Annotated in this window: 28 protein-coding genes and 1 CRISPR repeat array; of the genes, 22 read left to right on the top strand and 6 right to left on the bottom strand. The window is 53.1% G+C overall.

Going from position 1 to position 23,641, the window contains the following annotated elements:
* Positions 1 to 4 precede the first annotated feature (4 nt).
* Positions 5 to 459: a CRISPR direct-repeat array (repeat unit 28 nt; unit sequence GTGCTCCCCGCAGGCGCGGGGGTGATCC).
* A 52-nt stretch (positions 460 to 511) separates the two neighbouring features.
* Complete coding sequence (locus KGZ92_10935) at positions 512 to 697, bottom strand: hypothetical protein (GenBank protein ID MBS3889783.1); 186 nt, start codon at positions 695 to 697, stop codon at positions 512 to 514.
* Positions 698 to 819: 122 nt separating this feature from the next.
* On the opposite strand from KGZ92_10935, the gene KGZ92_10930 reads away from it, so the two are divergent.
* From KGZ92_10930 to KGZ92_10920, 3 genes are all read left to right on the top strand, one after another.
* Positions 820 to 1,068 carry a hypothetical protein gene (locus KGZ92_10930; protein MBS3889782.1) on the top strand — a complete coding sequence of 83 codons (249 nt, stop codon included), beginning with the start codon at positions 820 to 822 and terminating at the stop codon, positions 1,066 to 1,068.
* A 109-nt stretch (positions 1,069 to 1,177) separates the two neighbouring features.
* Entirely contained in the window at positions 1,178 to 1,417 is a 240-nt protein-coding gene (locus KGZ92_10925; GenBank protein MBS3889781.1) for a hypothetical protein, read from the top strand.
* A gap of 111 nt (positions 1,418 to 1,528) precedes the next feature.
* The gene (locus KGZ92_10920; GenBank protein MBS3889780.1) at positions 1,529 to 1,747 is read left to right on the top strand and encodes a hypothetical protein; all 219 of its coding nucleotides are present in this window, start codon (positions 1,529 to 1,531) and stop codon (positions 1,745 to 1,747) included.
* 171 nt (positions 1,748 to 1,918) lie between these two features.
* Here KGZ92_10920 and KGZ92_10915 read toward each other — a convergent pair whose 3' ends face one another.
* The 3 genes from KGZ92_10915 to KGZ92_10905 all read right to left on the bottom strand — a co-directional run bounded on the left by KGZ92_10915 (position 1,919) and on the right by KGZ92_10905 (position 4,005).
* Positions 1,919 to 3,055 (bottom strand): metallophosphoesterase, encoded by a 1,137-nt coding sequence (locus KGZ92_10915; GenBank protein MBS3889779.1) that lies wholly within the window; start codon positions 3,053 to 3,055, stop codon positions 1,919 to 1,921.
* Positions 3,056 to 3,125: 70 nt separating this feature from the next.
* On the bottom strand, positions 3,126 to 3,626 hold the full coding sequence (locus KGZ92_10910) for a hypothetical protein (GenBank protein MBS3889778.1): 501 nt from the start codon (positions 3,624 to 3,626) through the stop codon (positions 3,126 to 3,128).
* A gap of 16 nt (positions 3,627 to 3,642) precedes the next feature.
* On the bottom strand, positions 3,643 to 4,005 hold the full coding sequence (locus tag KGZ92_10905; protein MBS3889777.1) for a CoA-binding protein: 363 nt from the start codon (positions 4,003 to 4,005) through the stop codon (positions 3,643 to 3,645).
* Between the two features lie 143 nt (positions 4,006 to 4,148).
* On the opposite strand from KGZ92_10905, the gene KGZ92_10900 reads away from it, so the two are divergent.
* Positions 4,149 to 5,306, top strand: coding sequence for a YcaQ family DNA glycosylase (locus KGZ92_10900; GenBank protein MBS3889776.1), 1,158 nt, complete (start codon positions 4,149 to 4,151; stop codon positions 5,304 to 5,306).
* On the opposite strand, the gene KGZ92_10895 is transcribed toward KGZ92_10900, so the two are convergent.
* Complete coding sequence (locus tag KGZ92_10895) at positions 5,283 to 6,773, bottom strand: leucyl aminopeptidase (GenBank protein MBS3889775.1); 1,491 nt, start codon at positions 6,771 to 6,773, stop codon at positions 5,283 to 5,285. The genes KGZ92_10900 and KGZ92_10895 overlap by 24 nt on opposite strands.
* A 180-nt stretch (positions 6,774 to 6,953) precedes the next feature.
* Between KGZ92_10895 and KGZ92_10890 the strand changes: the two genes are divergently transcribed.
* The 14 genes from KGZ92_10890 to KGZ92_10825 all read left to right on the top strand — a co-directional run bounded on the left by KGZ92_10890 (position 6,954) and on the right by KGZ92_10825 (position 19,903).
* Positions 6,954 to 7,613, top strand: coding sequence for a GntR family transcriptional regulator (locus KGZ92_10890; protein ID MBS3889774.1), 660 nt, complete (start codon positions 6,954 to 6,956; stop codon positions 7,611 to 7,613).
* A gap of 207 nt (positions 7,614 to 7,820) precedes the next feature.
* The gene (citD, locus tag KGZ92_10885; protein ID MBS3889773.1) at positions 7,821 to 8,099 is read left to right on the top strand and encodes a citrate lyase acyl carrier protein; all 279 of its coding nucleotides are present in this window, start codon (positions 7,821 to 7,823) and stop codon (positions 8,097 to 8,099) included.
* Positions 8,086 to 8,985, top strand: a complete 900-nt coding sequence (locus tag KGZ92_10880; GenBank protein ID MBS3889772.1) for an HpcH/HpaI aldolase/citrate lyase family protein — start codon at positions 8,086 to 8,088, stop codon at positions 8,983 to 8,985. The genes citD and KGZ92_10880 overlap by 14 nt, the downstream gene beginning before the upstream one ends.
* Before the next feature lie 2 nt (positions 8,986 to 8,987).
* Positions 8,988 to 10,532 carry a citrate lyase subunit alpha gene (gene citF, locus KGZ92_10875; protein MBS3889771.1) on the top strand — a complete coding sequence of 515 codons (1,545 nt, stop codon included), beginning with the start codon at positions 8,988 to 8,990 and terminating at the stop codon, positions 10,530 to 10,532.
* Positions 10,533 to 10,556: 24 nt separating this feature from the next.
* Positions 10,557 to 12,851: a hydratase gene (locus KGZ92_10870; protein MBS3889770.1), complete on the top strand. Its 2,295-nt coding sequence runs from the start codon at positions 10,557 to 10,559 to the stop codon at positions 12,849 to 12,851.
* Between the two features lie 95 nt (positions 12,852 to 12,946).
* Positions 12,947 to 13,939, top strand: a complete 993-nt coding sequence (locus KGZ92_10865; protein MBS3889769.1) for a tripartite tricarboxylate transporter substrate binding protein — start codon at positions 12,947 to 12,949, stop codon at positions 13,937 to 13,939.
* 86 nt (positions 13,940 to 14,025) lie between these two features.
* Entirely contained in the window at positions 14,026 to 14,529 is a 504-nt protein-coding gene (locus KGZ92_10860; GenBank protein MBS3889768.1) for a tripartite tricarboxylate transporter TctB family protein, read from the top strand.
* 15 nt (positions 14,530 to 14,544) lie between these two features.
* Positions 14,545 to 16,047 (top strand): tripartite tricarboxylate transporter permease, encoded by a 1,503-nt coding sequence (locus KGZ92_10855; protein MBS3889767.1) that lies wholly within the window; start codon positions 14,545 to 14,547, stop codon positions 16,045 to 16,047.
* 22 nt (positions 16,048 to 16,069) lie between these two features.
* Positions 16,070 to 16,606, top strand: a complete 537-nt coding sequence (locus KGZ92_10850) for a citrate lyase holo-[acyl-carrier protein] synthase (protein ID MBS3889766.1) — start codon at positions 16,070 to 16,072, stop codon at positions 16,604 to 16,606.
* A complete protein-coding gene (locus KGZ92_10845; protein MBS3889765.1) occupies positions 16,590 to 17,495 on the top strand; it encodes a triphosphoribosyl-dephospho-CoA synthase in 906 nt (301 codons plus the stop codon). The genes KGZ92_10850 and KGZ92_10845 overlap by 17 nt, the downstream gene beginning before the upstream one ends.
* Positions 17,496 to 17,503: 8 nt before the next feature.
* Complete coding sequence (gene citC / locus KGZ92_10840; protein ID MBS3889764.1) at positions 17,504 to 18,544, top strand: [citrate (pro-3S)-lyase] ligase; 1,041 nt, start codon at positions 17,504 to 17,506, stop codon at positions 18,542 to 18,544.
* A 200-nt stretch (positions 18,545 to 18,744) separates the two neighbouring features.
* Positions 18,745 to 18,903 carry a hypothetical protein gene (locus KGZ92_10835; protein MBS3889763.1) on the top strand — a complete coding sequence of 53 codons (159 nt, stop codon included), beginning with the start codon at positions 18,745 to 18,747 and terminating at the stop codon, positions 18,901 to 18,903.
* Between the two features lie 8 nt (positions 18,904 to 18,911).
* Positions 18,912 to 19,169 carry an FkbM family methyltransferase gene (locus KGZ92_10830; protein ID MBS3889762.1) on the top strand — a complete coding sequence of 86 codons (258 nt, stop codon included), beginning with the start codon at positions 18,912 to 18,914 and terminating at the stop codon, positions 19,167 to 19,169.
* Between the two features lie 317 nt (positions 19,170 to 19,486).
* A complete protein-coding gene (locus KGZ92_10825) occupies positions 19,487 to 19,903 on the top strand; it encodes a glyoxalase/bleomycin resistance/extradiol dioxygenase family protein (protein MBS3889761.1) in 417 nt (138 codons plus the stop codon).
* Between the two features lie 78 nt (positions 19,904 to 19,981).
* Here the strand turns inward: KGZ92_10825 and KGZ92_10820 are convergent, their stop codons facing one another.
* Entirely contained in the window at positions 19,982 to 20,572 is a 591-nt protein-coding gene (locus KGZ92_10820) for a type IV toxin-antitoxin system AbiEi family antitoxin domain-containing protein (GenBank protein MBS3889760.1), read from the bottom strand.
* A 237-nt stretch (positions 20,573 to 20,809) separates the two neighbouring features.
* Between KGZ92_10820 and KGZ92_10815 the strand changes: the two genes are divergently transcribed.
* The 4 genes from KGZ92_10815 to KGZ92_10800 all read left to right on the top strand — a co-directional run bounded on the left by KGZ92_10815 (position 20,810) and on the right by KGZ92_10800 (position 23,506).
* Positions 20,810 to 21,028 carry a hypothetical protein gene (locus KGZ92_10815; GenBank protein ID MBS3889759.1) on the top strand — a complete coding sequence of 73 codons (219 nt, stop codon included), beginning with the start codon at positions 20,810 to 20,812 and terminating at the stop codon, positions 21,026 to 21,028.
* A 73-nt stretch (positions 21,029 to 21,101) separates the two neighbouring features.
* The gene (locus KGZ92_10810; GenBank protein MBS3889758.1) at positions 21,102 to 21,434 is read left to right on the top strand and encodes a hypothetical protein; all 333 of its coding nucleotides are present in this window, start codon (positions 21,102 to 21,104) and stop codon (positions 21,432 to 21,434) included.
* A 286-nt stretch (positions 21,435 to 21,720) separates the two neighbouring features.
* Positions 21,721 to 22,470 carry a class I SAM-dependent methyltransferase gene (locus tag KGZ92_10805; GenBank protein MBS3889757.1) on the top strand — a complete coding sequence of 250 codons (750 nt, stop codon included), beginning with the start codon at positions 21,721 to 21,723 and terminating at the stop codon, positions 22,468 to 22,470.
* 52 nt (positions 22,471 to 22,522) lie between these two features.
* Entirely contained in the window at positions 22,523 to 23,506 is a 984-nt protein-coding gene (locus KGZ92_10800; GenBank protein MBS3889756.1) for a gamma-glutamylcyclotransferase, read from the top strand.
* The last annotated feature ends 135 nt before the right edge of the window (positions 23,507 to 23,641 follow it).

The following is a 23,641-nucleotide window of genomic DNA, read 5'->3' as shown; positions in this document are numbered from 1 at the left end:
TGCCGTGCTCCCCGCAGGCGCGGGGGTGATCCTGAAGCTGCCGCGCAGATGGGTATCACCGGCGAGTGCTCCCCGCAGGCGCGGGGGTGATCCTGAAGCTGCCGCGCAGATGGGTATCACCGGCGAGTGCTCCCCGCAGGCGCGGGGGTGATCCCAGTCAACAGCCAACAGTCAACAGCCAATAGTCGTGCTCCCCGCAGGCGCGGGGGTGATCCTAGCTAGTAATGTGGGGGGTACTGGTAACCATTGTGCTCCCCGCAGGCGCGGGGGTGATCCTCAGTCAACAGCCAACAGGCACCTACCCACTACGTGCTCCCCGCAGGCGCGGGGGTGATCCCGTGTTACCGTCTGCTGCTGCAGGAACAAGTACGTGCTCCCCGCAGGCGCGGGGGTGATCCTTGTTCGCTCTGATGCTACAATACACACAAAGGGTGCTCCCCGCAGGCGCGGGGGTGATCAACTGCGAGAGCCGAACTCGTTTCTGCCGACTCAGGTGAAGTTCAAGGACGAGCTAGGAGGCTAGCAGTTCATACCCGCTAATACTGTTATGACCGATGTTCATGTGATTGCTGGGGAGCGCGTTCGTGTGCCCCACCGTATTGCGGCGGACTTGGCCGCGGAGTATGGAGACAGCGCCGCTGAATGGGCGAAGAAGGTCGGAAAGATTGATTCTGCTCGGTACGTTTTTGATGCGCACTGGGTTGAGCATCCTGTTATCGGCCGATTAGGATACAAAAGCTCGGTTAAAGAGAGGGGACGCAGATGACGCAAGTCAGAGTATGGAGCTACGACGCGGGGGCGTATGTCGAGCGGACTCCTATAGGGAGAGTTCGCTACAACGGGAGAACCTTTGGGCCTGCAGGACTTACCGCCGGCGCGATTTATTACGTTTTGTCGGTTGAAGAAGGGATGCTTCGCGTAGTAGATGATGAGGAGATGGGTTACTTGTACGATATGGCCGACCCTGGCCCTTTTGACGACCCATCCCCAACAGGTAAATGGGAGCTGATTGAAGACTATACAGGGGTTTTATCTAGGGTGCTGCAGCAAGTCGCCCGTGAGAATTAGCTGTCAGAACTGTATACCCACTCCCGCAGTCGCCTAGAAACGTGCTCCCCGCATGCGCGGGGGTAATCCTAAAGTCGTTTAATACGCGTGAAAGGAGGAGGCGTAGGCGATGAAAGTACGATATGTGGGCGAAACGTTTTTTGATGGAGACGGCTTAACTGATGGTGCCGTTTATACCTGTTTAGGAGTCGAAGGCCCGTTCTTAAGGATAATCGACGGCTCGGGAGATGACTATCTCTATTACGCTAAACGCCCGGGGCCTACAAACCATTCTGAGGGCCGAGGGGGGAAATTCGAGATTGTAGAGGACGATGAAAAAGGCTCGCTCAAAGCAGCTATAGCAGACTAAATGCTCCCCGCATGTGCGGGGCGATTATGTTTGCGATTGGCCTTTGGCCAGTCTATAGGCAAACCAGCCACCTAGGACAAAAGCCAAGCACAAAAACAAAGGGGGACAACGATGAAACTAAACCTAAATCCGTGGCAAAGGGCATTGTGGCGAGAAATCGCTGTTCCGTTCGACTTTGATGCATTGTATGACGATGGCATGATTGTAGCGCTTGAAGAGTACTTGATCGACTACATGCTTTACCATGAGACCGCCAACGACGCACTGACGCCTAAGGGTAAAGAAATCCACGCCTTGCTTTCGTACATCACGACTGAGGTTGATGTTTGATAGTATGAAGGAGTTCAGAACAGTAAGAGCAAAATATGCTACCACACAAGTACTCCCGACATACGCGACGGTAATCCCGTAAAACTCGTTTGCTCATTCATTTAGCGCTACTGCAGGCTAATTTTTGCATGACAAAAAAGCACCTCCCCATTGAGGGCGGTGCTTTTGTTGTTACTTCGAGAACTTTACGTTTATCTTCACCACCTCACTGTAGCCGCTTGTACGTATGGGCGGGCCCCAGGTGCCGTAGCCGCAGGATACGATGACTTGTAGGGACTCTTTTGTGAAGTGGCCCCAGTCGATTTCAAAAAGCTGGTTGGTGATGAGGTGGTTGGGGAAGAACTGGCCGTTGTGGGTGTGCCCCGAAAGCTGTAGGTCTACCTTGTTGGCGAGGGGCTCGTGCAGCGCTGCAGGCTGATGATCTAAGAGGATGATAGGAAGCGTGTGATCGATGTCTTTCATTATGGCCGAGAGCTCTTTGCGGGGGGCAACGCTTCTTGCCATGTAGCGGCCAGAACGGTCATTGCGGCCAACCACGTAGAACTGCTCATTAACCTTGGTGTATTGGTCGATGAGAACTGTGATGCCTGCCGCGGTCATATGCTTTACGGCGTCAGCTGACTTGCCGCCGATGTGTTCATGGTTGCCGAGTACAGCAAAGGAGCCCAGGCGTGGCGTGAGACGGCGCAAAGTGCGCGGCATCTCTATTTTGGCGAATTCGCTGACGTCGCCATCAATTATATCGCCGGCAAAGAAGATAATATCTGGCCGGAGAGCATTCACGTGCTCTACCATTTCAGCAAGGCGACCATTATTGAAGCTGGTGCCAAGATGAAGATCCGAGACCATGACGGCAGAGAGCCCAGCAAGCCCTTCTACATGCTTGTTAAGGGTGATGTTGTAAGTGGTGTGGCGGGGTGTGCTGGCGTTTAGGGCACCGTAGGAGAGAATAAAAACCAGTACCAGGATAACCCCTACCCCGACCCCTAGGGAGGGAGAAGCGCCAGCTCCGAAAACGAAGCGCAGCATGTCCACCGCTCCCCAGAGCAGCACTGCGTAGTAGAGAATGGCTAGCCAGTAGTCGCTGAAACTGGCTAGGCGGTCGAGGGCCGGGCGCCGGGTATTTCGCTTGACTAGGCGTGAAACAAAAGGGGAGAACGATAGCAGGGCGACTGAGACCCAGTACAGGCCGAGGTGTAGAGACAAGTAGGGGGCAAAGGACTGCAGAAAGCGAAGCCCTATGTAGTAATGCAGGCTACCATAAATTGTAGAGAACAGAAGTATTACAGCTACTATTACTAAGCGCATCTAATTCTCCTTGTCGAGCAAGAGGCCTTTACTGAAGTGCACGGATCTTGCAGGTGGTATTCATCAAGTTTTACTGGTGAGGTGCTGCATTTGAACGTGAGGAAAACTGGTGGTAATGATAAGTCAAGACGGCTAGCAAGGCGGCCAGCAGGGGGCTGGCCCCAGAAACCTTGAGCTCTACAGAATGCCCGATAACCTCGCCACCTAGTCTGCCTGTCAAGGTTTCTAGGGCTGCATCATAGTAGAGCAGGCAACTAAACCCTAGCGATTCACCGCCCACGCGCCCTTCGATCTGGTTATTGGTATGCATAAGCCATATCTCTTTTCCCAAGACACCGCCGCCGATCCGGCCAGCGAAGCTCTCTTTGCCAAACTCACCGGAGAGGCTTTGGCCATGCAACATTCCACCTAGGCGCCCTTCGATCTGGTCTTGGTTGATGTGGAGTTTAATGTCGCCACCGCGAAACACACCACCTATGCGTCCGGAGATACTGGTACCGCCATCTTCAACCGTGACCGAAACATCAAAACCGTCGAATGAACCACCGACACGACCTTCAATACTACCCATAGCGCATCCCCTTCTCTTACTGTAGTTTCACCAAGACGCAGGCCTGCACAATTTCAAGGCCGAGCGCTCGTGAGCGTGATAGTATGGCATCGGTGTCGGCGCCAGGCTGTAGCCACACCCGGGTTATACCCTGTGCCGCGGCTTGCTCAAGATACTGCTCGCCTACCCGCGGGTTGATTACTAGGCACAACACCTCAGGCTTACTAGGCAGTGAGGCTAGATCGGTATAAACACCTTCGCCGCCGTCAGGGTGGACTGGTGCCACGTGGTACCCCCTGCTCTTTAGTTTATGCGCAATTTTGTGGGCGAATTTGTCTGGATTAAGTACGTCACCAGCTACGGCCCAATTTTTTAAGGCGAGAAAGTCATCGCTCTTCATGTTATGCCCCTCCTTACGTCTTGGCACTTTGTGCCTTGCTTTTTGCAAATGTTCGACAGGCGCAGCGAAATTCCTGTCGTGGTATACTTGGGAAGTAAAATGCCTTGCGGGCAACCAGCTCTGCGATAAAAGGAGTGGTCTTAGTGAAAATTACGCGCGAACAGGCCCGTAGCTTTATGGTCGGGCGACAGCGCTACCAGGCGCATGGGGGAAAATGGCAAGGGCAAGAAGGTGTAAGAGAGGCCATTCGCTTTCTTGGCGCGGTACAAATCGACCCTATTAATGTCTACGAGCGCAACCACCACAGTGTCTTGTATAACAGGGTGGCTGGCTACCGCCCCGAGATGCTTGAAACAGAGCTCTATACCACAAAATCTGCTTTTGAGAGCTGGTGCAACGCTCTATGCGCTGTGCCGATGGAGCAGTATCCTTACCTGGCGTACAAGATGCGGCAAAATCGCGCGTCCTACCAGCCCTCGCCCGAGGTGTTAGACGCGGCCCGTAGGGTACTCAGCGCCATTGCCGACCATGGGGCGCAAGCCTCGCGCAATTTCGTAACCAGCACTAAAGTTCATGGTTGGTGGGACGGGGCCGTCAGCAAGACCAAGGCAGAAAAAGCAGCCCTTGATTACTTGCATTACACAGGGCAGGTGCTGATCAGCTCGCGTGATGGGCAGCACAGACGGTACGACCTGCCGGAGAGAATAGTGTCGCCGGCCTTGTTTGCGCAAGAGGTAGACGAAGCCGAGTACCGCCTCTTCATGCTGGAGCGTTTTCTGATCGCTTATGGGCTCAGCCAGACGGGGCTTTTTCGCTTTGGTTGGCTAGAAACGCCTAAGACTAATGCCACACGCTTACTAAAGAGCTTGCTCGATAGCGGGCGGGTGACTGCCCTCGAGGTAGAGGGTGTAAAGCGAAAGTACTACTGCCATGCGTCTCTTCTGCCCGAGCTTATGAGCCCACCAAGTATAAGCGAAGAGGACGCCGTTTTTGTGGCCCCCTTAGACAACCTGCTCTGGGATCGCGACCGCCTAGTGGACTTCTTTGGGTTTCACTACCGCTGGGAGGTCTATGTACCTGCGGCCAAACGAGTCTACGGTTACTACGTGGTACCAGTGCTACTTGGCGAGCGGCTTGTGGGCCGGATTGAGCTTAAGGCAAACCGCGAGCAGGGCTTGCTCGCGGTACAGAACCTCTGGTTAGACTATGATACAACTAAAGTGCGCGATGCAGTAGCTCGGGCGGCAGCAGAACTAGCCGACTATCTCAAGTTGAGATTAATTAGCCCAGAGCAGAGCTAGACTGACCAAAGTGCGTGTGGCGACCCCAGTCGCACCCTTCGGCTGGTAGTGCTTTTCGCTCTCGGTGTAGGCGGTAGGCGCGATATCTAGATGTATCCAAGGTGTTGTGCCGACAAACTCGCCAATAAAGAGGCCGCCCGTCATTACGCCACCCATGCGGCCACCGCTATTTTTAATGTCGGCGACAGGGCTCTTGAACATCTCGCGGTATTCGTCATGGTTTGGCATAGGCCAGTAACGCTCGCCGGAGCGGTCAGCTGCCGTCTTAAATTCTGCGGCCAAAGCGTCGCAGTTAGTGATCATGGCGGAGTAGACATGGGCCAAAGCAATGCCGCAGGCTCCTGTTAGTGTGGCGATGTCGATAATCTTTTTCGCCCCTAGTTTTACGGCGTAAGCCACGGCATCCGCCAAAATCAGGCGACCTTCGGCGTCGGTGCTAATGATCTCGATGGTTTTTCCGGTCATGGCGGTAATTACATCGCCCGGCTTTAAGGCGTTGCCCGCGGGCATATTTTCCGTCGCTGGTACTATGCCTAGTATGTTCACTTTAGGCTTCAGCTGTCCGATCGCCATCATAGCGCCTAGTACTGCCGCACCGCCGGCCATATCGTCCTTCATTAAGTGCATGCCGTCGGCAGGTTTAATGGAAATACCGCCGCTGTCAAAAGTAAGACCTTTACCCACAAAGGCCATAGTCTCGCCGCCAGGGTTGCCCTGGTAGCTTAAGACAATGAGCTTCGGCGCTTCGGTGCTACCCTTAGCCACCCCTAGCAAGGCGCCCATACCGAGGCTCTCCATGTCGGTTCTCTCTAAGATCTCGCAGGACATGCCCGTATCGCTGGCTATTTTTAGGGCCGTTTCGGCCATATGTGTGGGTGTCATGTGGTTGGCCGGGGCATTGACTAAGTCGCGTACTAGGTTGGTGGCCTCTGCTAGGGCTAGCCCGCGCTTTAGGCCCTGTTCTAGCTCAGGGGCTTGACTTGCCTCTGGCGCTACTAGCATTAGTTCTGCCAGGGGTTTATCCTCGCGCTTGCTCTTCATCGCTTCATAAGTATAGAGGCCAAGGAGCGCACCCTCGGCCCAGGCCGCGGCAGCGTCTTCCGCGATTATTCCGGCTAGACCTGCTCCATGCAAGGCCGAGGCAATAGTAGCGATCTTACCCTTGGCGGCTGCCTTGACGCTGTTGGCCGCCACTTGGCGTAAGCCTTCGACAGTGAGCTTTTCTGCACAGCCAAGCCCAACTACGACTACCTTGCGCATCGCCAGGCCCTGTGGGTAGAAGGCAATTACCTCATTTAATTTGCCTTTGAAATCGCCGCTTGCGAGGAGCTGGCTTATCATCCCGCCTGAAGCCCGGTCGACGCTTGCGGCAGGCCCCTCTAGCGACGTAGCCCCCTCTAGCACACTGACAATAACGGCATCGACGGGGGCAGTAGTTAGTTCAACATTACTGACGCTTATTCTCATTTGATTCATCCTTTCTGGCGCTTTTAGTATAGGGTTTATGTTATGACTTTTTCGACATACGCATGCAGTTAACCTTCCTTGATCGTTCGGAGGCTGCATGGTTGACATTCTTAACAACCATAGGTACTCTTTTGCTGAGGGCCATGGGTGTATATTCAAGGCATTAGGGAGCTGTGTAGATTGTCGATGCTAACACCAATCGAGGTAACAGATTTGCGTCCCATGCGGGAAATTGTGCACGAAAAATTAAGGGCGGCAATTATGAAAGGCCACCTTGCCTCCGGCGACCGCCTAATTGAGAGCCAACTGGCGAAGCAACTGGGCGTTAGCCGCACACCAGTGCGCGAGGCTCTGTGTATGCTGGAGCAAGAGTCTTTGGCCGTCGCCATTCCACGGCGAGGGACTATCGTAGTCAGCCTCAAGAAAGAAGAGGCCATGGACATCTATGATATTCGTGGTGTCCTAGAAGGGCTGGCGGCTAGGCTAGCCGCGCACAGAGCAACGTCGAGTGAAGTTGTTGAGCTGCGCGAAAAACTGGAGAGAATGCGACCGTTGCCAGAGAATCTTACCTGCTACATGGTAGTCCACGCCGAGTTCAACTCAATTCTCATTCGGGCTAGCCGTAGCCAGCGCATTGAGACGTTGTTGGCCTCTTTTGCGGGCCAGTTGCGCAGCTTGCGTGGCATTAGTCTTGCTACTCCGGAGCGACAGAGCCAGGCCTGGAAAGAACACAATCTCATTGTCGATGCTATTGAGGAACGCGATGCAGAGTTGGCCGAACTACTGGCCCGCCGGCATGTTGGCAACGCTAAGGCGGCTTATCTCTTGCAGTGGGAATAGATTTCTGACCGCCATCGTTGTTAAATTAATTTTCGCAAAGTTATGGTATTCGGCAGGAGATGCAAAGTAGACGCAGAAAAGTGTATACAGGCATGAAAGAGCTCGGACAATAGGGGTGTTTCTGCGCAAATATGGGTATTTGAGGGCGATTTATTCCCGTATCATAATAAATTGTATACCGGCATGAAGAAAGGAGTGATGTTCCCTATGATACGACGCTATGCACAAGCCGGCAGCCTTGAGTCTGGTGATGCCCTCGTGCATGTGGCCTTGGCGCAAGACGAGGCCTTGACTATCCGGATAAAGAGCAAAGTTGCCCCGCGATTCCTTGCTTCTATGCAGTCTAGTGTGCGCGAAATTGCCACAGAGCTCGGCATTATGTCTGCTACCATTGAAGTGATGGATAGCGGTGCGCTTGATTTTGTGTTACGAGCTAGGGTAACAACAGCGATAAAGCGATCTATGGAGGCAAGTGTTGATGAGTAAGCGTCTGCGCCGTAGCATGCTTTTTGTGCCTGGCAATAATCCTGCCCTTATCATTGACGCTGCTGTATTCTCTCCCGATAGTATTATTCTAGATTTAGAAGATGCCGTGGCGGTTGATCAAAAGGATGCCGCCAGAGAACTGGTCGTCCGCGCCCTGCAGACGCTTGACTTTGGGAATTGCGAGTTATGTGTGCGCATAAACGGGCGGCATACCCCGTTTTTTGCCGATGATATCCGCGCACTCGTACCTGCTAGGCCTCACGTCTTACGCCTGGCTATGGTGGAATCGCCCGAAGACATCATCTATACGGATCAGTTTATCGACCACTGTGAGCGTGAAGCAGGTCTGCCTAGTGGCTCTGTCAAGCTCATGGCTTCCATCGAGACGGCTAGGGGTGTCACTAACGCAGCAAAAATAGCTGTCTCCTCACCGCGGCTCATCGCCATCTCCTTTGGTGCTGAGGATTTCACACATAGTATTCAGTCAGAGCGAACAGCACAAGGGCAAGAGCTTCTCTTTGCTCGTTCGGCGGTGGTTTTAGCGGCACGAGCAGCGGGTATCGACCCCATCGACACCGTTTACAGCAACATTGATGACGAGCCGGGGTTTAGGGCAGATGTTAAAGCGGCCAAGCAGCTTGGCTTCGCAGGCAAGAGCTGCGTGCATCCTCGCCAAGTCGCGATAGTACATGATGTCTATCGACCGACGTCAGATGAAGTATACAAGGCGGAACGGGTGCTAGCCGCCTACGCGGATGCACTGCAGAAGGGAACAGGGGTAATCTCTGTTGACGGTAGAATGGTCGATGGCCCAATTGTGGCTAAGGCCCAGCGCATAGTAGACATAGCCCGTGCGGCGGGGAGCGGGCGGGGGGTGCAGGTATGATAATGACAACTAATGCCATCGGTCGCTCCGTCCCTTTGTTTGTGCAGAACCTAGGCAACTTTAAGCCCTATGCGGGTGTTTTTGCCACCACACCTACGGGTAATCACCATGCGACTCCCATTCGGAGGAGTCCCTCCACTGGCAATAAGCTGCTGCCATCGATAAGAGAGAGCATCCTGGCCAGCGGACTAAAGAGTGGTATGACCATTTCATTCCATCATAGCTTTCGTAATGGCGACATGCTTGTAAACATGGTTGTAAACGAAATCGCTTCCTTAGGTATTAGAGATATAACGCTAGCGCCAAGTTCACTGCAGAGTGTGCACAGTGCTTTGCTTCCTCACATTAGAAGTGGCGTAATCTCGGCCATAACGACCAGTGGTCTCAGGGGAGAGCTGGCTGAAGTGCTGACGCGCGAGTTGCCATTAAAATCTCCCGTGGTTATTCGCTCGCATGGTGGACGCGCTCGCGCTATCGAGTCTGGAGAGCTGAGAATTGATGTGGCCTTTTTGGGGGCCTCGGCCGCTGATGTGTACGGAAACATGAATGGCGTACATGGCAGTACCGCCTTTGGCTCACTAGGATACGCCATGGTAGACGCTCAATACGCGAACTGCGTGGTGGCTGTGACCGACAATTTAGTGCCCTATCCCGCCATTCCGATCAGTATACCGCAAACCCAAGTGGACTACGTAGTTCGGGTTGATAAAATTGGCGACCCAGCGGGCATTATGACCGGCGCGACGCGCCTCACCCGCGATCCGCTAGAGCTGTTTATAGCCGCTCAGGCGACACGGGTAATCGAGGCTTCAGGGTATTTTAATGAAGGATTTTCTTTTCAGGCCGGAACCGGCGGCGCCTCGCTTGCAGTGGCCAAATTCCTCAAAGAGCGCATGGCGGAGACTGGCCTTAGAGGGGGATTTTGCACTGGTGGTAGCACCGGGTATGTTTGCGAAATGCTGCATGAAGGGTATTTCTCAGCCATCCTTGATACGCAATGCTTTGATCTCGCCGCGGTAGAAAGCCTGCGCACGCATCCCCGCCATGTCGAAATGTCGGCATCCTTCTATGCTAATCCTCATTCCAAAGCTTGTACCGCACATATAACAGACATTATGATGCTTGGGGCGACAGAGATTGACACGGCGTACAACGTGAATGTACTCACGGGCTCAGACGGGATAATGATGGGGGCTTCGGGAGGGCATTCAGATACCGCAGCGGGGACAAAACTGCGGTTAGTTACTGCGCCTCTCATCCGCGGACGCTTCCCAATTGTGGTAGACAAGGTGCACACCGTTATTACGCCGGGGGAATGCATCGACGTCCTTGTCACTGAACGCGGCATTGCGGTTAATCCGTTGCAGAAGGCGCTCGCTGAGCGACTTAAGCAGGCTGGCATCGAGACAGTGACCATAGAAGAACTGCAGTGGCGAGCCGAAAAGCTTACAGGGCGACCTGAACCGCTACCTCAAAGCGAGGACATAGTAGCGCTGGTGGAGTACCGGGACGGAACACTTATCGATGTCGTAAGGAGAGTAATCTGATAAGGCACACTGGGAGGATAGGCCGTGATTAAACTCTATGATACGGGTGTCTACCTGATCGACGGCACAGAAGTCATACCCGATAAAGATCAGGCGCAGGAGAGGCTGCTGCAGCGAGTTGGTAGGCAAGTGGCGAAAGACGCTGCCAGGCAGGGTACAATTGCTCACCAAATATTAGAAAGCCATGCTCAATCTTCTGACGGCGATCGGCTCAGCCTCTGCTTCGACGCCTTGGCTTCCCATGATATTACGCATGTCAGCATCATCCAGGCAGCGCGAGCTGTCGGCTTAGAGAAGTTTGCCGTACCTTACATTTTGACCAATTGCCATAACAGTCTCTCTGCTGTAGGCGGCACCATAAACGAGGACGACCATGACTTTGCCCTCTCTGCTGCCAAGAAGTACGGCGGCATCTACGTGCCCCCACATCTAGCTGTCATTCATCAGTACATGCGCGAAGTGGTGGCCGGGGGAGGAATGATGATACTCGGTTCTGACAGCCATACACGCTATGGCGCGCTAGGTACCCTAGGTATCGGCGAAGGCGGGGGAGAGTTAGTCAAGCAGATTATCGGCAAGACATACGACATTGAACGTCCCGAAGTTGTAGCGGTGTATCTTAGTGGCAAGGTCGAACAAGGAGTAGGCCCGCAGGACGTAGCCTTAGCCATCATCGGAGCAGTTTTTAAGAATGGCTACGTAAAAGATAAAATCATGGAGTTTGTGGGCGATGGCATCGCAGGGCTCTCGGTGGAGTTTCGCCACGGCATAGATGTTATGACTACGGAGGCCACCAGTCTATCGTCGGTCTGGTGTACAGATGAAAAGGTTAAGCAATATCTCTTCGCGCATGGCAGAGCGGATGCTCACAAATACCTAGCCCCAGCTAGGATTGCCTACTACGATGGTCTAATCCATGTTGACCTAGCCGCCATTAGGCCGATGATTGCCCTGCCGTTTCACCCTAGCAACACCTTTACCATAGCAGATTTTAAGGCCAACACAGAAGATATTTTGCACAAGCTCGCTCAAGAAGCGACGACGCTCTTTGGCAGTGGCCGAGGGCAACTAGGGTTTTCCCGCCATGTGAGAGAGGGTCGCTTTCATGTAGACCAAGCCATTGTCGCCGGCTGTGCTGGCGGCACATACGAGAATATTTCCGCTGTGGCGGACATCCTAGAGGGTCAGACAACGGGGAGGGGCTCCTTTTCTCTCTGCGTCTACCCCTCTAGTCAGCCCATGTACATCAGCTTGGTGAAGAGTGGCATCGCAGAGAAACTACTTAATGCTGGTGTTGTTCTGCGTACCGCCTTCTGCGGACCCTGCTTTGGTGCGGGCGACGTGCCCGCGAGTCACAGCTTCTCCATTCGTCACACAACGCGAAACTTCATCCATCGTGAAGGGTCCATACCCAGTGAGGGGCAAATTGCCTATGTCGCGCTGATGGATTCTCGGTCCATCGCCGCGACGGCGGTCAATGGCGGCAGTTTGACGGCGGCGACGGAACTTGAGCTCGAGTACAGCCGCCCGGATTACCGCTTTTCGCCCGACGTTTATGAAAAGCGAGTTTATAAAGGCTTCGGTAAGCCCGTGCCTCAAGAGGAACTAAGAATGGCGCCTAGTATCACTGACTGGCCGCCGATACCCGAGTTGACAGAGCACTTGTTGCTAAAAGTCATTACGGTCTTGCCAGACCAAGTTATTACTACAGATGACCTTATTCCCTCGGGTGAAATATCGTCGTTTCGCTCCAATCCCTTGCGTTTGGCAGAGTTTACCCTCTCTCGCAAGGACCCTATGTATGTCGGTCGAGCGAAGGAGGTGCATGCGCTCGAGAGAATCCGGCAGAGTGGGCTCGACCCGTGCGCACATTCTTCGGAGTTAAGCGCCGTGTTCGCTAAGCTGCGTAGCATCGTCGGTATTGGCTCCTGGCATGCTAAGACCGTGGGGCTCGGCAGCACCATCGTCGCCAGAAAAATCGGCGACGGCTCGGCGCGCGAACAGGCGGCCTCGTCACAGCGCGTGCTAGGGGGCTCTGCCAATATTGCCTGCGAGTACGCTACACGTAGGTATCGTGCTAACCTGATTAACTGGGGGATACTGCCTTTTGTTTTAGACGATGCGCCTGCATTAATATGCTCTAGCTATATCTTTGTGCCTAATATCAGGCAGGCCATAGAAACACATCGGAATGAGATGACAGCATATGTTGTCGGGGGGGATGTGCAAGAGATTAGGCTCGCTTTAGGAGAGCTAGCCGCCAATGAGCGGCAGATTCTCCTCGCGGGGAGCCTGATTAATCACTATCGTAGTAAGTAGGACATGTGTCTATGGAGTGTCAGAATTACCTCACCCAGCTCGTCGTGTGAGAAAGTAAAACAGCACTCTGGGATAAAAAGAAGGAGGAATAAGCGATGAACAAAAGGTTAATTAGGCTAGTTACACTCGTTCTCTCTGTAGCACTGGTATCCCTGACGCTTGTCTTAGCAGGCTGTGCCCCTCGGCAAACCCAAGAAGAAGGATTCAAGTTCGCTCGCAGTGTGGAGATTGTTGTGCCCTGGGGTACCGGCGGCGGCGCCGATACCACCGTGCGAGCGTTTGCTCCCGCGCTAGAGAAAGCACTAGGCGTAGCCGTCGTCGTTAACAATGTATCTGGTGGCGGCGGAGTGCTCGGGTTTGAGCATGCCTATCGTCAGCCAGCCGACGGATACACCTTTATGCTGAGCACTCAATCGCACCTTTTGGCGTATTTTCAAGGACATACGACGGTGAATCCCATCGAGGCCTTTGTTCCCGTGGTAAGACTGGTGCACGACACTAATATTCTCGTGGCCTCAGCCAAAGCGCCGTTTAAGAGCTTTGACGAGTTGCTCGCTTATGTTAGAGCTAATCCTGGCGTAGTTAAGGCGGGCGTACTAACGGTTACGGGCCTAGACGCTTTTATGATTAGGCAGACCTTTCAGCAGGCGGGCGTCGATGTTCCCTTAGTGCCTTTTAGCACTGGCGCCGAGCTAAACGCCGCTATTTTAGGCGGGCATGTTCACCTTGCGGTTGTCGGACCGTCTGAGGTAAAGGGTTTGCTAGAGGCGGGCGATATGCAGGCTATTATCGTGGCCGCAGAAAAGCGCATCTCCATGCTCCCCGACGTGCCGGCTACAGGCGAAAAGGGTATAGCATCTTACCTTGGCCCGATGAGAGGTATTTTTGCTAAGAAGGGTACGCCAGAAGCCGCAATTAAGGCATTTGAAGCCGCTGCCGTAACGGCGCATGCTAGTGCTGAATTCCAGGCCTGGATGAAGGCTAACGCACTTGATCAGCGACCGGCTTTTGCCAATTCGGCCGATCTCGGAGTTATATGGGCAGAGCAAAGCACCACTCTCAAAGCCCTATATGAGCAGTCTAAGTAGTGCGCTTATAGATCTCTTAGGGGGCAGCATCGTCTGCCCCCCATTTATCAGACATGGGTGTCCATCAGGGAAGGAGTTGAACTCATTTGGGCTTAGAATTGCTGTTTAACGGGGCTCTCCTAGCCTTCTTTACGTACTGCTACTTTTATATTGGAGCCATTGTTCCAAAAACCACTGCGGTTGGGTGGGGTGCCGAGGTTTGGCCACAGGCCATCTTGGTTGCTCTTATCATCTTACTGGGGGCTAACATGTACAAGATTTACCGCGGGACACCTGTCGCTCTGCGTAGCGATGTAGAGCCGCGACATATTAGCGTGCACTCTATCTTGGCGAACAAACTTGTCCTCAGTATGGTAGCACTCCTTGTTTATGCAATCTGTCTGCAAACGCTCGGCTTCATCCTCAGCACCTTTGTGTTCTTTGCTGGGTATGCGAGAATAGTCGGTCAACGACAGGTGAGGTCACTTGTTTTGAGCTCCCTTGTGGCCACGCTATCAGTTTACTTTGTGTTCTCGCGCGGCTTGGGCGTTATGTTGCCGCGGGGCATCGGCATATTGCGCGATTTTGCCTTGATTCTCGAACGTTTGTAAGGAGGAGCACGCACCATGTTTGACTTATTACTATCTGGTTTTCAGATTGTCTTAGCTCCTGCAACATTCCTGCTCATTCTTGCCGGAACTATTCTTGGCGTCTTGTTCGGTGCCATGCCTGGGGTTAGCGCATCGATGTCTGTCGCTCTCGCTGTGCCCTTTACCTATGCCATGTCGCCTGTAGTGGCAATTGCCTTTCTTGTGGCCGTCTACTGCGCGTCTATCACCGGGGGAGGGATCACTGCGATTCTCTTCAAAATTCCCGGCACCCCCTCTAATGCCCCCACCACATTTGACGGGTACCCCATGGCGCAACAAGGCAAAGCGGGTAAGGCGCTAGGTGTATCCCTAGTCTGTTCCGCAATTGGTGGCATAGTCTCGGCGTTAGCCATGCTCCTACTTGCACCACAACTGGCCAATCTTGGGCTCAGATTTGGCCCTTCCGAGTTGTTTGCTGTCTCGGTGCTAGGGCTTAGTGTGCTCACGGCGCTCGACAGCGACAACGTGATCAAGACGCTTATCTCCGGCCTCATCGGCTCACTTTTAGCCACGGTAGGCATGGACCCCCTGCTGGGCATACCTAGGTTCACCTGGGGCAGTTCCTCGCTCTTGGGTGGAATCGAGATGATTCCGGTCATGATAGGCCTCTTTGCCATTACCGAAGTACTCAAGCAAACCAGCAAGCCAGTAAAGCTTGTGACCGCAGAATCGAAGGGTGGCTCGAGCTTTAAGACCAGCCTGCTTTCGCTATCAGAGGCATGGTCAATTAGGTGGACCGTTGTCCGCGCCTCCATCTTGGGCACTGTGGTCGGCATCTTGCCCGGTGCAGGCGCGACCATTGCTGCGTTTCTCAGCTATACGACCGAGGCGAAGATTTCACCAAACCGTAAGCAATTTGGCCACGGCGCGATTGAAGGCATTGCCGCGTCTGAGACAGCCAACAATGCCGCAGCCGGGGGTTCCATGGTGCCTTTGCTAGCGCTCGGCATACCTGGTGGTACAGCTGCCGCGGTTATGATGTCTGCACTAGTCTTACAGGGTGTGCAGTTAGGACCGCTACTGCACAGAACACAACCACAGTTTCTCTCTTCCGTTTTTGCCTCGATGATCGTTACTAACATCCTGATGGTGATATGTTCTATGGCGATTGCGAAAGTCTTTAACAAGGTGCTTAATGTGCCATATAGCATCCTCGGGCCGCTAATCGTGCTGTTTGCAGCGATGGGTAGCTTCGCGCTCAAGAGTAGTACCGGAGACGTAGTCCTTATGATGATCGCCGGCATTATTGGTGTGGCACTTACTGCCTTTAAGTTCTCTTCGGCCGCCCTTGTACTAGGCCTCGTGCTAGGCAGCCTTACCGAAGCGAATCTTAGACGAGCGATATTGCTTGAAGGCGGGGATCTCTTGGCGGTTCTTTCAAAGCCAATTACGGCATCCCTGCTAATCGTGTGTGCCGTTATCTTGCTCTGGCCGGTTGTTAGCGGGGCAATTAACCGCAAAAAGAAAGTTACGGCGTAAGTTTTTAGTGGAGGCAGTGTAAGTGAAGAGCGAAGATAACGTGGCGAGATGGCATGTTTTAGCTGCCAAAGAGGAGAGGTACGTACAGCAGCAGCTGAAACTCGGGGCAAGCGGAGTGTCTGTTGTGCAGATAACTCTTAATCTCCCGGGAGGCTTCACCCTGTACCCGTGGGAAAAACTGCTTACTGCGGCGCGGGCAGAGGTGCATGCCATGCTGGCAACCTTAGGGGTAGAGCTAGTTAGCGAGTCGCACCTAGTTAATGCCCTCGGCCCATGTCATCTCATGGCGGTCTTAGCCGACGGGCACACTCTGAAACAGCACTGCATAGCTCTAGAGGAAACAGCAACACAGGGGCGTTTGTGGGATATAGACGTTATCACTCGCAGAGGGGCGGTAAATCGCCACAGCTTAGGGCTTAAGGGGCGAATGTGTTGGGTGTGCGAGCAAGAGGAGGCCCACGTCTGCCGCCTTCTCCGCGCACACGCGGCAGATGAAGTTATCGCCATTGCCAAGAAGATAGCGGTCTGGGGGACATGCATAAATGACTGCGCCAGTTGAGCTCTATCGTGTCGGTGCCTGTTTTACGGCAGCGTCTCTGTTTGAGGTCTGTATCTATCCCTCGCCTGGCTTGGTAAACCCACGCGACAATGGCGCCCACACAGACATGAGTCTCTTGACGTTTCTTCTGGGGAGTAGCATTCTTTCCCCTTACTTCGTCGCTTGCGTAGAAGTAGGCTGGCGAGAAACAGGCCAGAGTCTAGGGGAAGTGTTCGGCCAACTCAGAAATATTGGCGTGCAAGCCGAGCGCGAGTTGTTGCGGGCCACATCTGGGGTCAATACGCAGCGTGGGCAGCTCTTTGTGCTCGGCCTTGCTGCCGGGATTACCGGCGTGTGCCTAGCCAAGGGCATCAAGGCTCCTTCGGTAGAGTTTTTTGCTACTATTCGGCAGGCGTGTCAGGGGCTGACCGAGCGTGAGCTCGAAAACCTGACAGCACGCCCCTCTCTCACCGCCGGAGAAAGGCTCTATAGAGAAGGGGGTTACACCGGCATAAGGGGTGAAGCAGAGGCGGGGTTCCCGACCGTAGAGCAGGTGGGGTACCCCGCATTGCAAGACGCGTTAGGACAAGGGGCAAGTTTTAACGATGCCGCCGTCCATGCCCTGATTAATATCATGGCGTGTTTGCCTGATACTACTATTCTTCATCGCGCCGGAGAGGAAGGCTTGGCCCTTGTGCAAAGCACCGCCCGGGCGATACTAGGCGCAGGGAGCGTCTTCTCGGAGCTTGGCCGAGCACTTACTTTGTCAGCCCACAGCACTTTCTGCGCGGCTCGACTCAGCCCTGGCGGGTCGGCTGATCTCCTGGCCTTGTCACTCGCCTTACATCTTCTTGGCGAGGGCTTGCCCACACCAGAGTTATTGCTACGCCCTAGTCAGTTTAAGGGGTGAGAAGAAGTATGTGGACTACCTATGAGGTTGTTAAGAGCCAGGACCTACGAGCGGTCGCGATTTTTCTTGATCAGTTCGGTTTGCGCTATGATAGGGCTAGCGACTTAACCGTAGAGATACGAGTACACCAACAGATCGTGGCGACTGGCTCGCTCGAGGGCAACGTGCTGCAATGCATCGCAGTCGACAGCACCATGCAGGGCGAGGGCTTATCGGCCAAAATTGTTCATTACTTAATGCTTGCTGCGCTTAGGCAAGGGCACACAAGGGTCTTTATCTTTACCATGCCCGAGCAGGCGAGTTTCTTTGCCAGCATGGGTTTCAGAATGCTAGTAAAGACTGAATGGGCGGCACTGCTTGAAAGTGGATTCCCGTGCTTAGAGGATTACCTCGCGCAACTAGAGTCTGTCGCCTCTGCTGTACCAGCGACCAAGGACGGTAAAGTAGGTGGGCTGGTAGTAAACTGCAATCCGTTTACTCTGGGGCATCAACATCTGGTGGCAGTAGCTGCGAAGCAGTGCGACCATGTCTATGTGCTCGTCGTAGAGGAGAACAGGTCAGTTTTCCCATTTGCCGTAAGGTTAGAACTAGTTAAGCAGGGAACGCAGCATCTTAAGAACGTTACCGTACTGCCCTCCGGGCCATACGCTGTCTCCGCGGCCACCTTTCCGAGTTACTTCAGCGAAGAAGAAACAGCCCATGCACGCGCGGGTGCCTCTGTTGACGCTACACTCTATGCTACGCATATAGCGCGCGCACTCAATGTTAGGGTGCGTTATGTCGGTACAGAGCCCTATTCTCCGGTTACAGCTATCTACAATCATTCGTTGCGAGAAATACTTGCGCAGCATGACATTCAGTTGCTTGAGGTGCCACGCTTGGAAAAGGCAGGTATGGCGATTTCGGCTTCACACGTTCGCGGGGTCTTGCGAGCTGGTGATTTTTCCGCACTAGGCCAGCTCGTGCCTGAAACCACTCTCGCTTTCCTGCAGTCAGCGCAGGCCACGGACATTATCAATAAAATACGCCAGACGACTAATCGACACTGAGCTCTTGCTCGAAAATAAGCCCACTCACATTGCCTGTCGGCATGTGAGTGGTTTTTTGTCGTGATTAAACAAAAATCTGCATTTGGGTAGTCTACACATAGAGAGCAAACTGAGGAGGTTACGTATGTCGCTCATTTAAAGCCGTATGGTCAGACTTTTTTTACCTTGGGCACAGGCATCAAAAGGAGCTTTTTAAGTTCTTGGTAGAGCACTACGGCCAGGCAGGCGATGTGCTTGATCTCGGTATTTTCACCCTGCCCATCGTGGAAGAAAGAGATGCCAAAACTCTAACGCAGCTGCCCCTGGCCTGGGCAAGAGGGTACTTACGAAGAATTTGGAGTGCGTGTACTACCGGGTGACATTGTCTGTGATGTGGGCGCAAACATACGATAACTGGGTAAGGACAAACGGAGTGGAGCGGATAGACTTTATTCAGGCGGATATCGAAGGTGCCGAACGAAATCTGCTCAGGGGTGCTGTTGAGGTGCTAAAGGAGCATCGTCCTAGGCTTGCTATCTGCACCTACCACCTCAAAGATGACCCTGTGGTTTTGATCAAGATTATTAAAGACGCCAACCCAAAATACAAGATTCATCTCGGTCACTACAAACTCTATGCGGTCTAGTGCAGGGCCCGTACAACTCATGTGTTTCAACTCCCCCCATAGGGTGAGCAGGAGATCTATCCCGGATCGAGAAATTATAGGCGATAGCATGACGCATCTTTTTGCGAAAGGAGCATGTGGCTTGATTGATGTGATCAGAGAGAAATCGATGCGCTTTATGAATCGCTGCCTACGATTGTGGGAGAGGGGGGGGCATAGAGGGGATATGAGTCGGTCAGGATGGTAGCTGCGGTCACAGCCTCAACATCCTGAAGGAAACGACCTAGATGTGCGACTGCACCCTAGTTCATGACTTAAACATAGAAGGAGTGAAAGACATGGGAATCCACGCCTATCTTACGTTTAATGGCCATTGCCGCCAGGCGTATGAATTTTACGCCGAAGTTTTTAGCGCCGAGAAGGGCGATCTATCTACTTACGGCGACGCGCCTCCTAATCCAGAGTTCTCCTTGCCCGACGAGGCCAAGCAGCTTATCATCCATGGCGAGCTAACCGTTCACGGCACTAAGCTGATGTTCTCCGACACCTTCCCTGGCAGCCCGTTTGTGGTGGGCAATAACATCACTCTGGCCCTGGTGTTGTCCGACGCCGATGCAGTCAAGGCGGCCTTTCAAAAACTACGGGAGGGCGGTCAAGTGCTGATAGATCTACAAGAAACATTCTGGAGCAAGTGCTATGGCAGCGTTGTCGATAAATTTGGCATTACATGGGGGCTTAACTGTATAAACGAGTAATAATGCTGGAGCGCAATAGGCGCCGCTGTTTTGAGCAGGAGAGGTTGCGCACCAATGCCTAAAGTTGAATCGACGTTCTCATAAGAGAACCTCCATGTAACTTCGGATTGGCTTCACGATCCGAAATTCTTCAGCCATCTGCATGAGAACGTCCAGATGCTTGTCCTTTCGCTTCGAGTAGCGTTTCACAGCGTCAGTTACAATGGCGATATCCATTTGGCTTCGGCTTCGAATACAGTCGCAAATTGTCCTCTCTAATCCGTAGGCGAGTACCGCATTCCCAAACATCGTTTCCATCTGGACTGCGCCAAGTTCGTGGAGTTCTCTCTTGACTGCAAACACCGCAAGGCCTGCCTCGCGCAATGTTTTTGTGTTGTAACCGGTGGGCACTGTCACAGTGTAGCTGATTGGGTCACGATCAGTGAGTTCGTGAAGGTACAGTGCCGTTTCATGGGAATAGATGATTTTCCGTCTCCGTTGCTGGGCAATGTACATTCTGTCAACGTGGTCATCGGGCGAGATATAGACCCCGTGGGACACCCGCTCTAAATCGCCTGACCTGACAAGCAATCGCAATCGCTCGTTCGAAATACCGAGGACGTTTGCCTGCGCAGCAGTGAGAATGCCCTTATTTTTTAGAAGCATTTGCAGGTTGGCGGGCAAAGGCATTTGCACCAGCTCCCTTCTCTTGATTTTTATGCTCGTATTATAGTAAAAATGAGCATTAAAATCAATGACCTAGTGCGGGCAATTAGGGTATTGATAAGATCTTCTCCACATGCTGACTTTGGCGGCCGTTCTCACCGGATTTTGACGTAGACCATACAGGATTTAGGCACTCACTGTCGAAAGTCACTGTCGAACGGTATAAATCCCTGCCGTTTGACAGGAAGGGGCTAGCGCGCGGTGAAGTCGATTGTCTTTGTTGACCTCGAAGTTCATGCAACTAAGCATACTGTGCTGGATATTGGCGCGACCAATGACCGGGGCAGTGTTCTGCACTCGCCCTCCATGCGGGACTTAGCCAAGTTTTTGCAGGGTCATGATTACTTGTGCGGGCACAACATCATGGCGCACGACTTGAAATACATGAAGGAAGCCCTATCACAGCCTAGGCAAGGATGAAAAACTGCAGAGCGAGGCGCTAAACAATCCTCACACTGACGCGCTTAAGGCGAAGGAGCTCTTAGAGGACGAAGTGCTGGCCTTTACTAGGCTTGACGAGCGCCTAAAAATTGTCTGTCACGAATTACTTATGGGTCGCAATGAGTTTGCGGCTTTTTTCCGTTACATTGATTACGCCACTAAGACTTGCGATTTAGTACAACTTATTAACGAGTATTATGCAGGCCTTATCTGCCAGAGGGCCAATCTTGCCACGCTAATTTCGACAGAGCCAGTGGCTGTAGCCTACGCCCTAGCAGTCATTAATGTCAGAGACCGCTTTTCGGTGACACCGCCTTGGGTGCTAAAACAATACCCCGTCGTCGACTATGAAAGACCAGGTCGACAACCTAGAGAAAAAAGATAACGACAGTGGGCGCAGCTATGTGCTGGCGGGGCAGGGCAGGTTGAGCTTTGTAGATTCGCTAAGGCCGTCATGGTCATCGACGAAGCTCAGGAAATGGATAAGTCTATTCAGCTTCGCCAGTATAACTCACCTTGCTATCGTCCTGCCTGCGAGCAGACCATGAGCATTGAAACGGGGTTCGCAGCAGGGGCATAGCTTGGCTGCGAGTAGCTGATGTTAGCTTAGTAGCTAGGCGATATGAAGGCTACCTACGGGCAGAATTTCAATTTGTGAAGGGGTGCTTGGCTTGAAATACACGGAGATTAACTCCCAGACTATCGACAAGTGGGTGGACGAGGGCTGGGAATGGGGGGTGCCAATCTCAGAAGCCCAGTTTGCTCTTGCAAAATCAGGTCAGTGGTCAATGTTGTTGACGCCGACCAAGCCGGTGCCCACAGAGTGGTTTCCAAACCTAGTAGGCAAGCAGGTGCTGGGGCTAGCCTCTGGCGGTGGGCAGCAAATGCCGATTTTTGCGGCTTTAGGTGCAAACTGCACGCTCTTAGACTACTCTCTGCGGCAAGTTGAGACTGACTTAGCGGTAGCGGCCCGCGAAGGCTACACCATTAACGCTATTCGCGCCGACATGACACAAGCGCTACCCTTTGCCGATAGCTCATTCGACTTAGTTTTTCACCCCGTGTCGAACTGCTACATTGAGGACGTAATGCATGTATGGCGAGAGTGCTACCGCATACTTAAACCTGGCGGGCGGCTGATGGCTGGCCTGAATAACGGCTTTAACTATCTTTTCGACGAAGCAGACGAGAAGACCATAAAGTACAAACTGCCGTTTAATCCACTAGCGAACCCTGAGCTTCTCGAGGTATTGCGCGCCACAGACAGCGGCATTCAGTTCTCTCACGCACTAGAAGACCAAATCCGTGGGCAGCTCAAAGTCGGCTTCAAGCTGCTCGATCTCTACGAAGATACAGACGGCAGTGGCCTACTCCATGAACACGGCGTGCCCACGTTTTGGGCGACCTTGGTCGAGAAATAAACAAGAATGCCTAGACCTTGGCGACGATGAGTCAGTTTGAGGAGGATTTGCAATGAAATTAAGACGATTAGACAGTGACAAACCCGACTTTGAAGCGTTAGAGGCCATGCTGTTGGCTATGCGCGAGATGTTAGGGGGAAGACAATGTGTGGCGGTTTCTGCAGAGGAGCTAAGTGCATTTCAAGATGATGATGGGTCTTTCAAGCTTTTAGATTCTTATCATTTGCCAGCCGATGCCCGCGTAGATTTCTGCCATGTGCCGACATGCATCGGGGCAGCTATTTTGATGAAGGCATATGTCGCCGGCGAGAGACAGCATGTTAGCGCTCTAGAGAGGGCACTTAAGGCCTGCCTGCGAGGGAACTTGCAGGGGCATGGCTACGAGGCAGAGGCAGGACGAATTATGGCCCTGCGCACCTTAATCAAAGGGGGGCTTCGTCAGTTTTTAGAAACTGAGCGCTTGGTCTGCCCAGAGTTTCATGATTTGGTGCACAACATTCTTCACAGGTACAAGGCGCAGTTGCTCTGTCAAATAACCAAAGGGCCATGGGGAGAAGATTACCGTGCAGATTGGGAAGCAGTCTGCGAAGAACTCAGAATGCGTATACGCCTGTACCTAGCCTACGGTAGTAACATGGATAAGGCTCAGATGAGCGAAAGATGCCCTGATGCTGAGGCGATAACTCCTGTATATCTCGAGGGGTGGGAGCTGACTCTGCCTTCGTTTGCGAACATCGAGCCTTGCCAGGGCAAGACGACGCCGGGGCTCATTTGGGAAATAACAGACACTGACGAAAGAGAGCTAGATCGTTATGAAGGGTATCCCAATAATTATGACAAAGTTAATGTCATCGTCAACATTGCTGGAAGAGCAGTTTCTGTTATGGCCTATGTGATGACTGATTATGGCAAGACGCGCGATAAGATCCCGAGCGACGGATATGTGCCACGCATTCTGCGTGGGTACAGGGAGGCAGGGTTTGCCGAGAAAGAGTTTCAGCCCCGACACCGTGGCGCACAGTGCGGTAATTGTTAGGGCAAACAAAGGGTGTAGCGCTATGACGGCTACAATGACGTAGAGCACGGCGCACCATGTGGCGGCATGCCCCAACTGGCGTTGCAGTTTCTTTGTCGGAATTCTGAATCTGAATAGTGTGCGTCGTCTAGTCCG

Source organism: Bacillota bacterium (assembly GCA_018333655.1).
In the GTDB taxonomy this organism is placed as follows: domain Bacteria; phylum Bacillota; class UBA994; order UBA994; family UBA994; genus BS524.
This window is presented reverse-complemented; position numbering and strand designations above follow the sequence as displayed.

Coding starts and splice junctions, on each gene's coding strand:
- KGZ92_10925 (MBS3889781.1), top strand. CDS start 1,178: ATGAAAGTACGATATGTGGGCGAAACGTTTTTTGATGGAGACGGCTTA.
- KGZ92_10920 (MBS3889780.1), top strand. CDS start 1,529: ATGAAACTAAACCTAAATCCGTGGCAAAGGGCATTGTGGCGAGAAATC.
- KGZ92_10915 (MBS3889779.1), bottom strand. CDS start 3,055: ATGCGCTTAGTAATAGTAGCTGTAATACTTCTGTTCTCTACAATTTAT.
- KGZ92_10910 (MBS3889778.1), bottom strand. CDS start 3,626: ATGGGTAGTATTGAAGGTCGTGTCGGTGGTTCATTCGACGGTTTTGAT.
- KGZ92_10905 (MBS3889777.1), bottom strand. CDS start 4,005: ATGAAGAGCGATGACTTTCTCGCCTTAAAAAATTGGGCCGTAGCTGGT.
- KGZ92_10895 (MBS3889775.1), bottom strand. CDS start 6,773: ATGAGAATAAGCGTCAGTAATGTTGAACTAACTACTGCCCCCGTCGAT.
- citD (MBS3889773.1), top strand. CDS start 7,821: ATGATACGACGCTATGCACAAGCCGGCAGCCTTGAGTCTGGTGATGCC.
- citF (MBS3889771.1), top strand. CDS start 8,988: ATGACAACTAATGCCATCGGTCGCTCCGTCCCTTTGTTTGTGCAGAAC.
- KGZ92_10865 (MBS3889769.1), top strand. CDS start 12,947: ATGAACAAAAGGTTAATTAGGCTAGTTACACTCGTTCTCTCTGTAGCA.
- KGZ92_10855 (MBS3889767.1), top strand. CDS start 14,545: ATGTTTGACTTATTACTATCTGGTTTTCAGATTGTCTTAGCTCCTGCA.
- KGZ92_10845 (MBS3889765.1), top strand. CDS start 16,590: ATGACTGCGCCAGTTGAGCTCTATCGTGTCGGTGCCTGTTTTACGGCA.
- citC (MBS3889764.1), top strand. CDS start 17,504: ATGTGGACTACCTATGAGGTTGTTAAGAGCCAGGACCTACGAGCGGTC.
- KGZ92_10825 (MBS3889761.1), top strand. CDS start 19,487: ATGGGAATCCACGCCTATCTTACGTTTAATGGCCATTGCCGCCAGGCG.
- KGZ92_10820 (MBS3889760.1), bottom strand. CDS start 20,572: ATGCCTTTGCCCGCCAACCTGCAAATGCTTCTAAAAAATAAGGGCATT.
- KGZ92_10800 (MBS3889756.1), top strand. CDS start 22,523: ATGAAATTAAGACGATTAGACAGTGACAAACCCGACTTTGAAGCGTTA.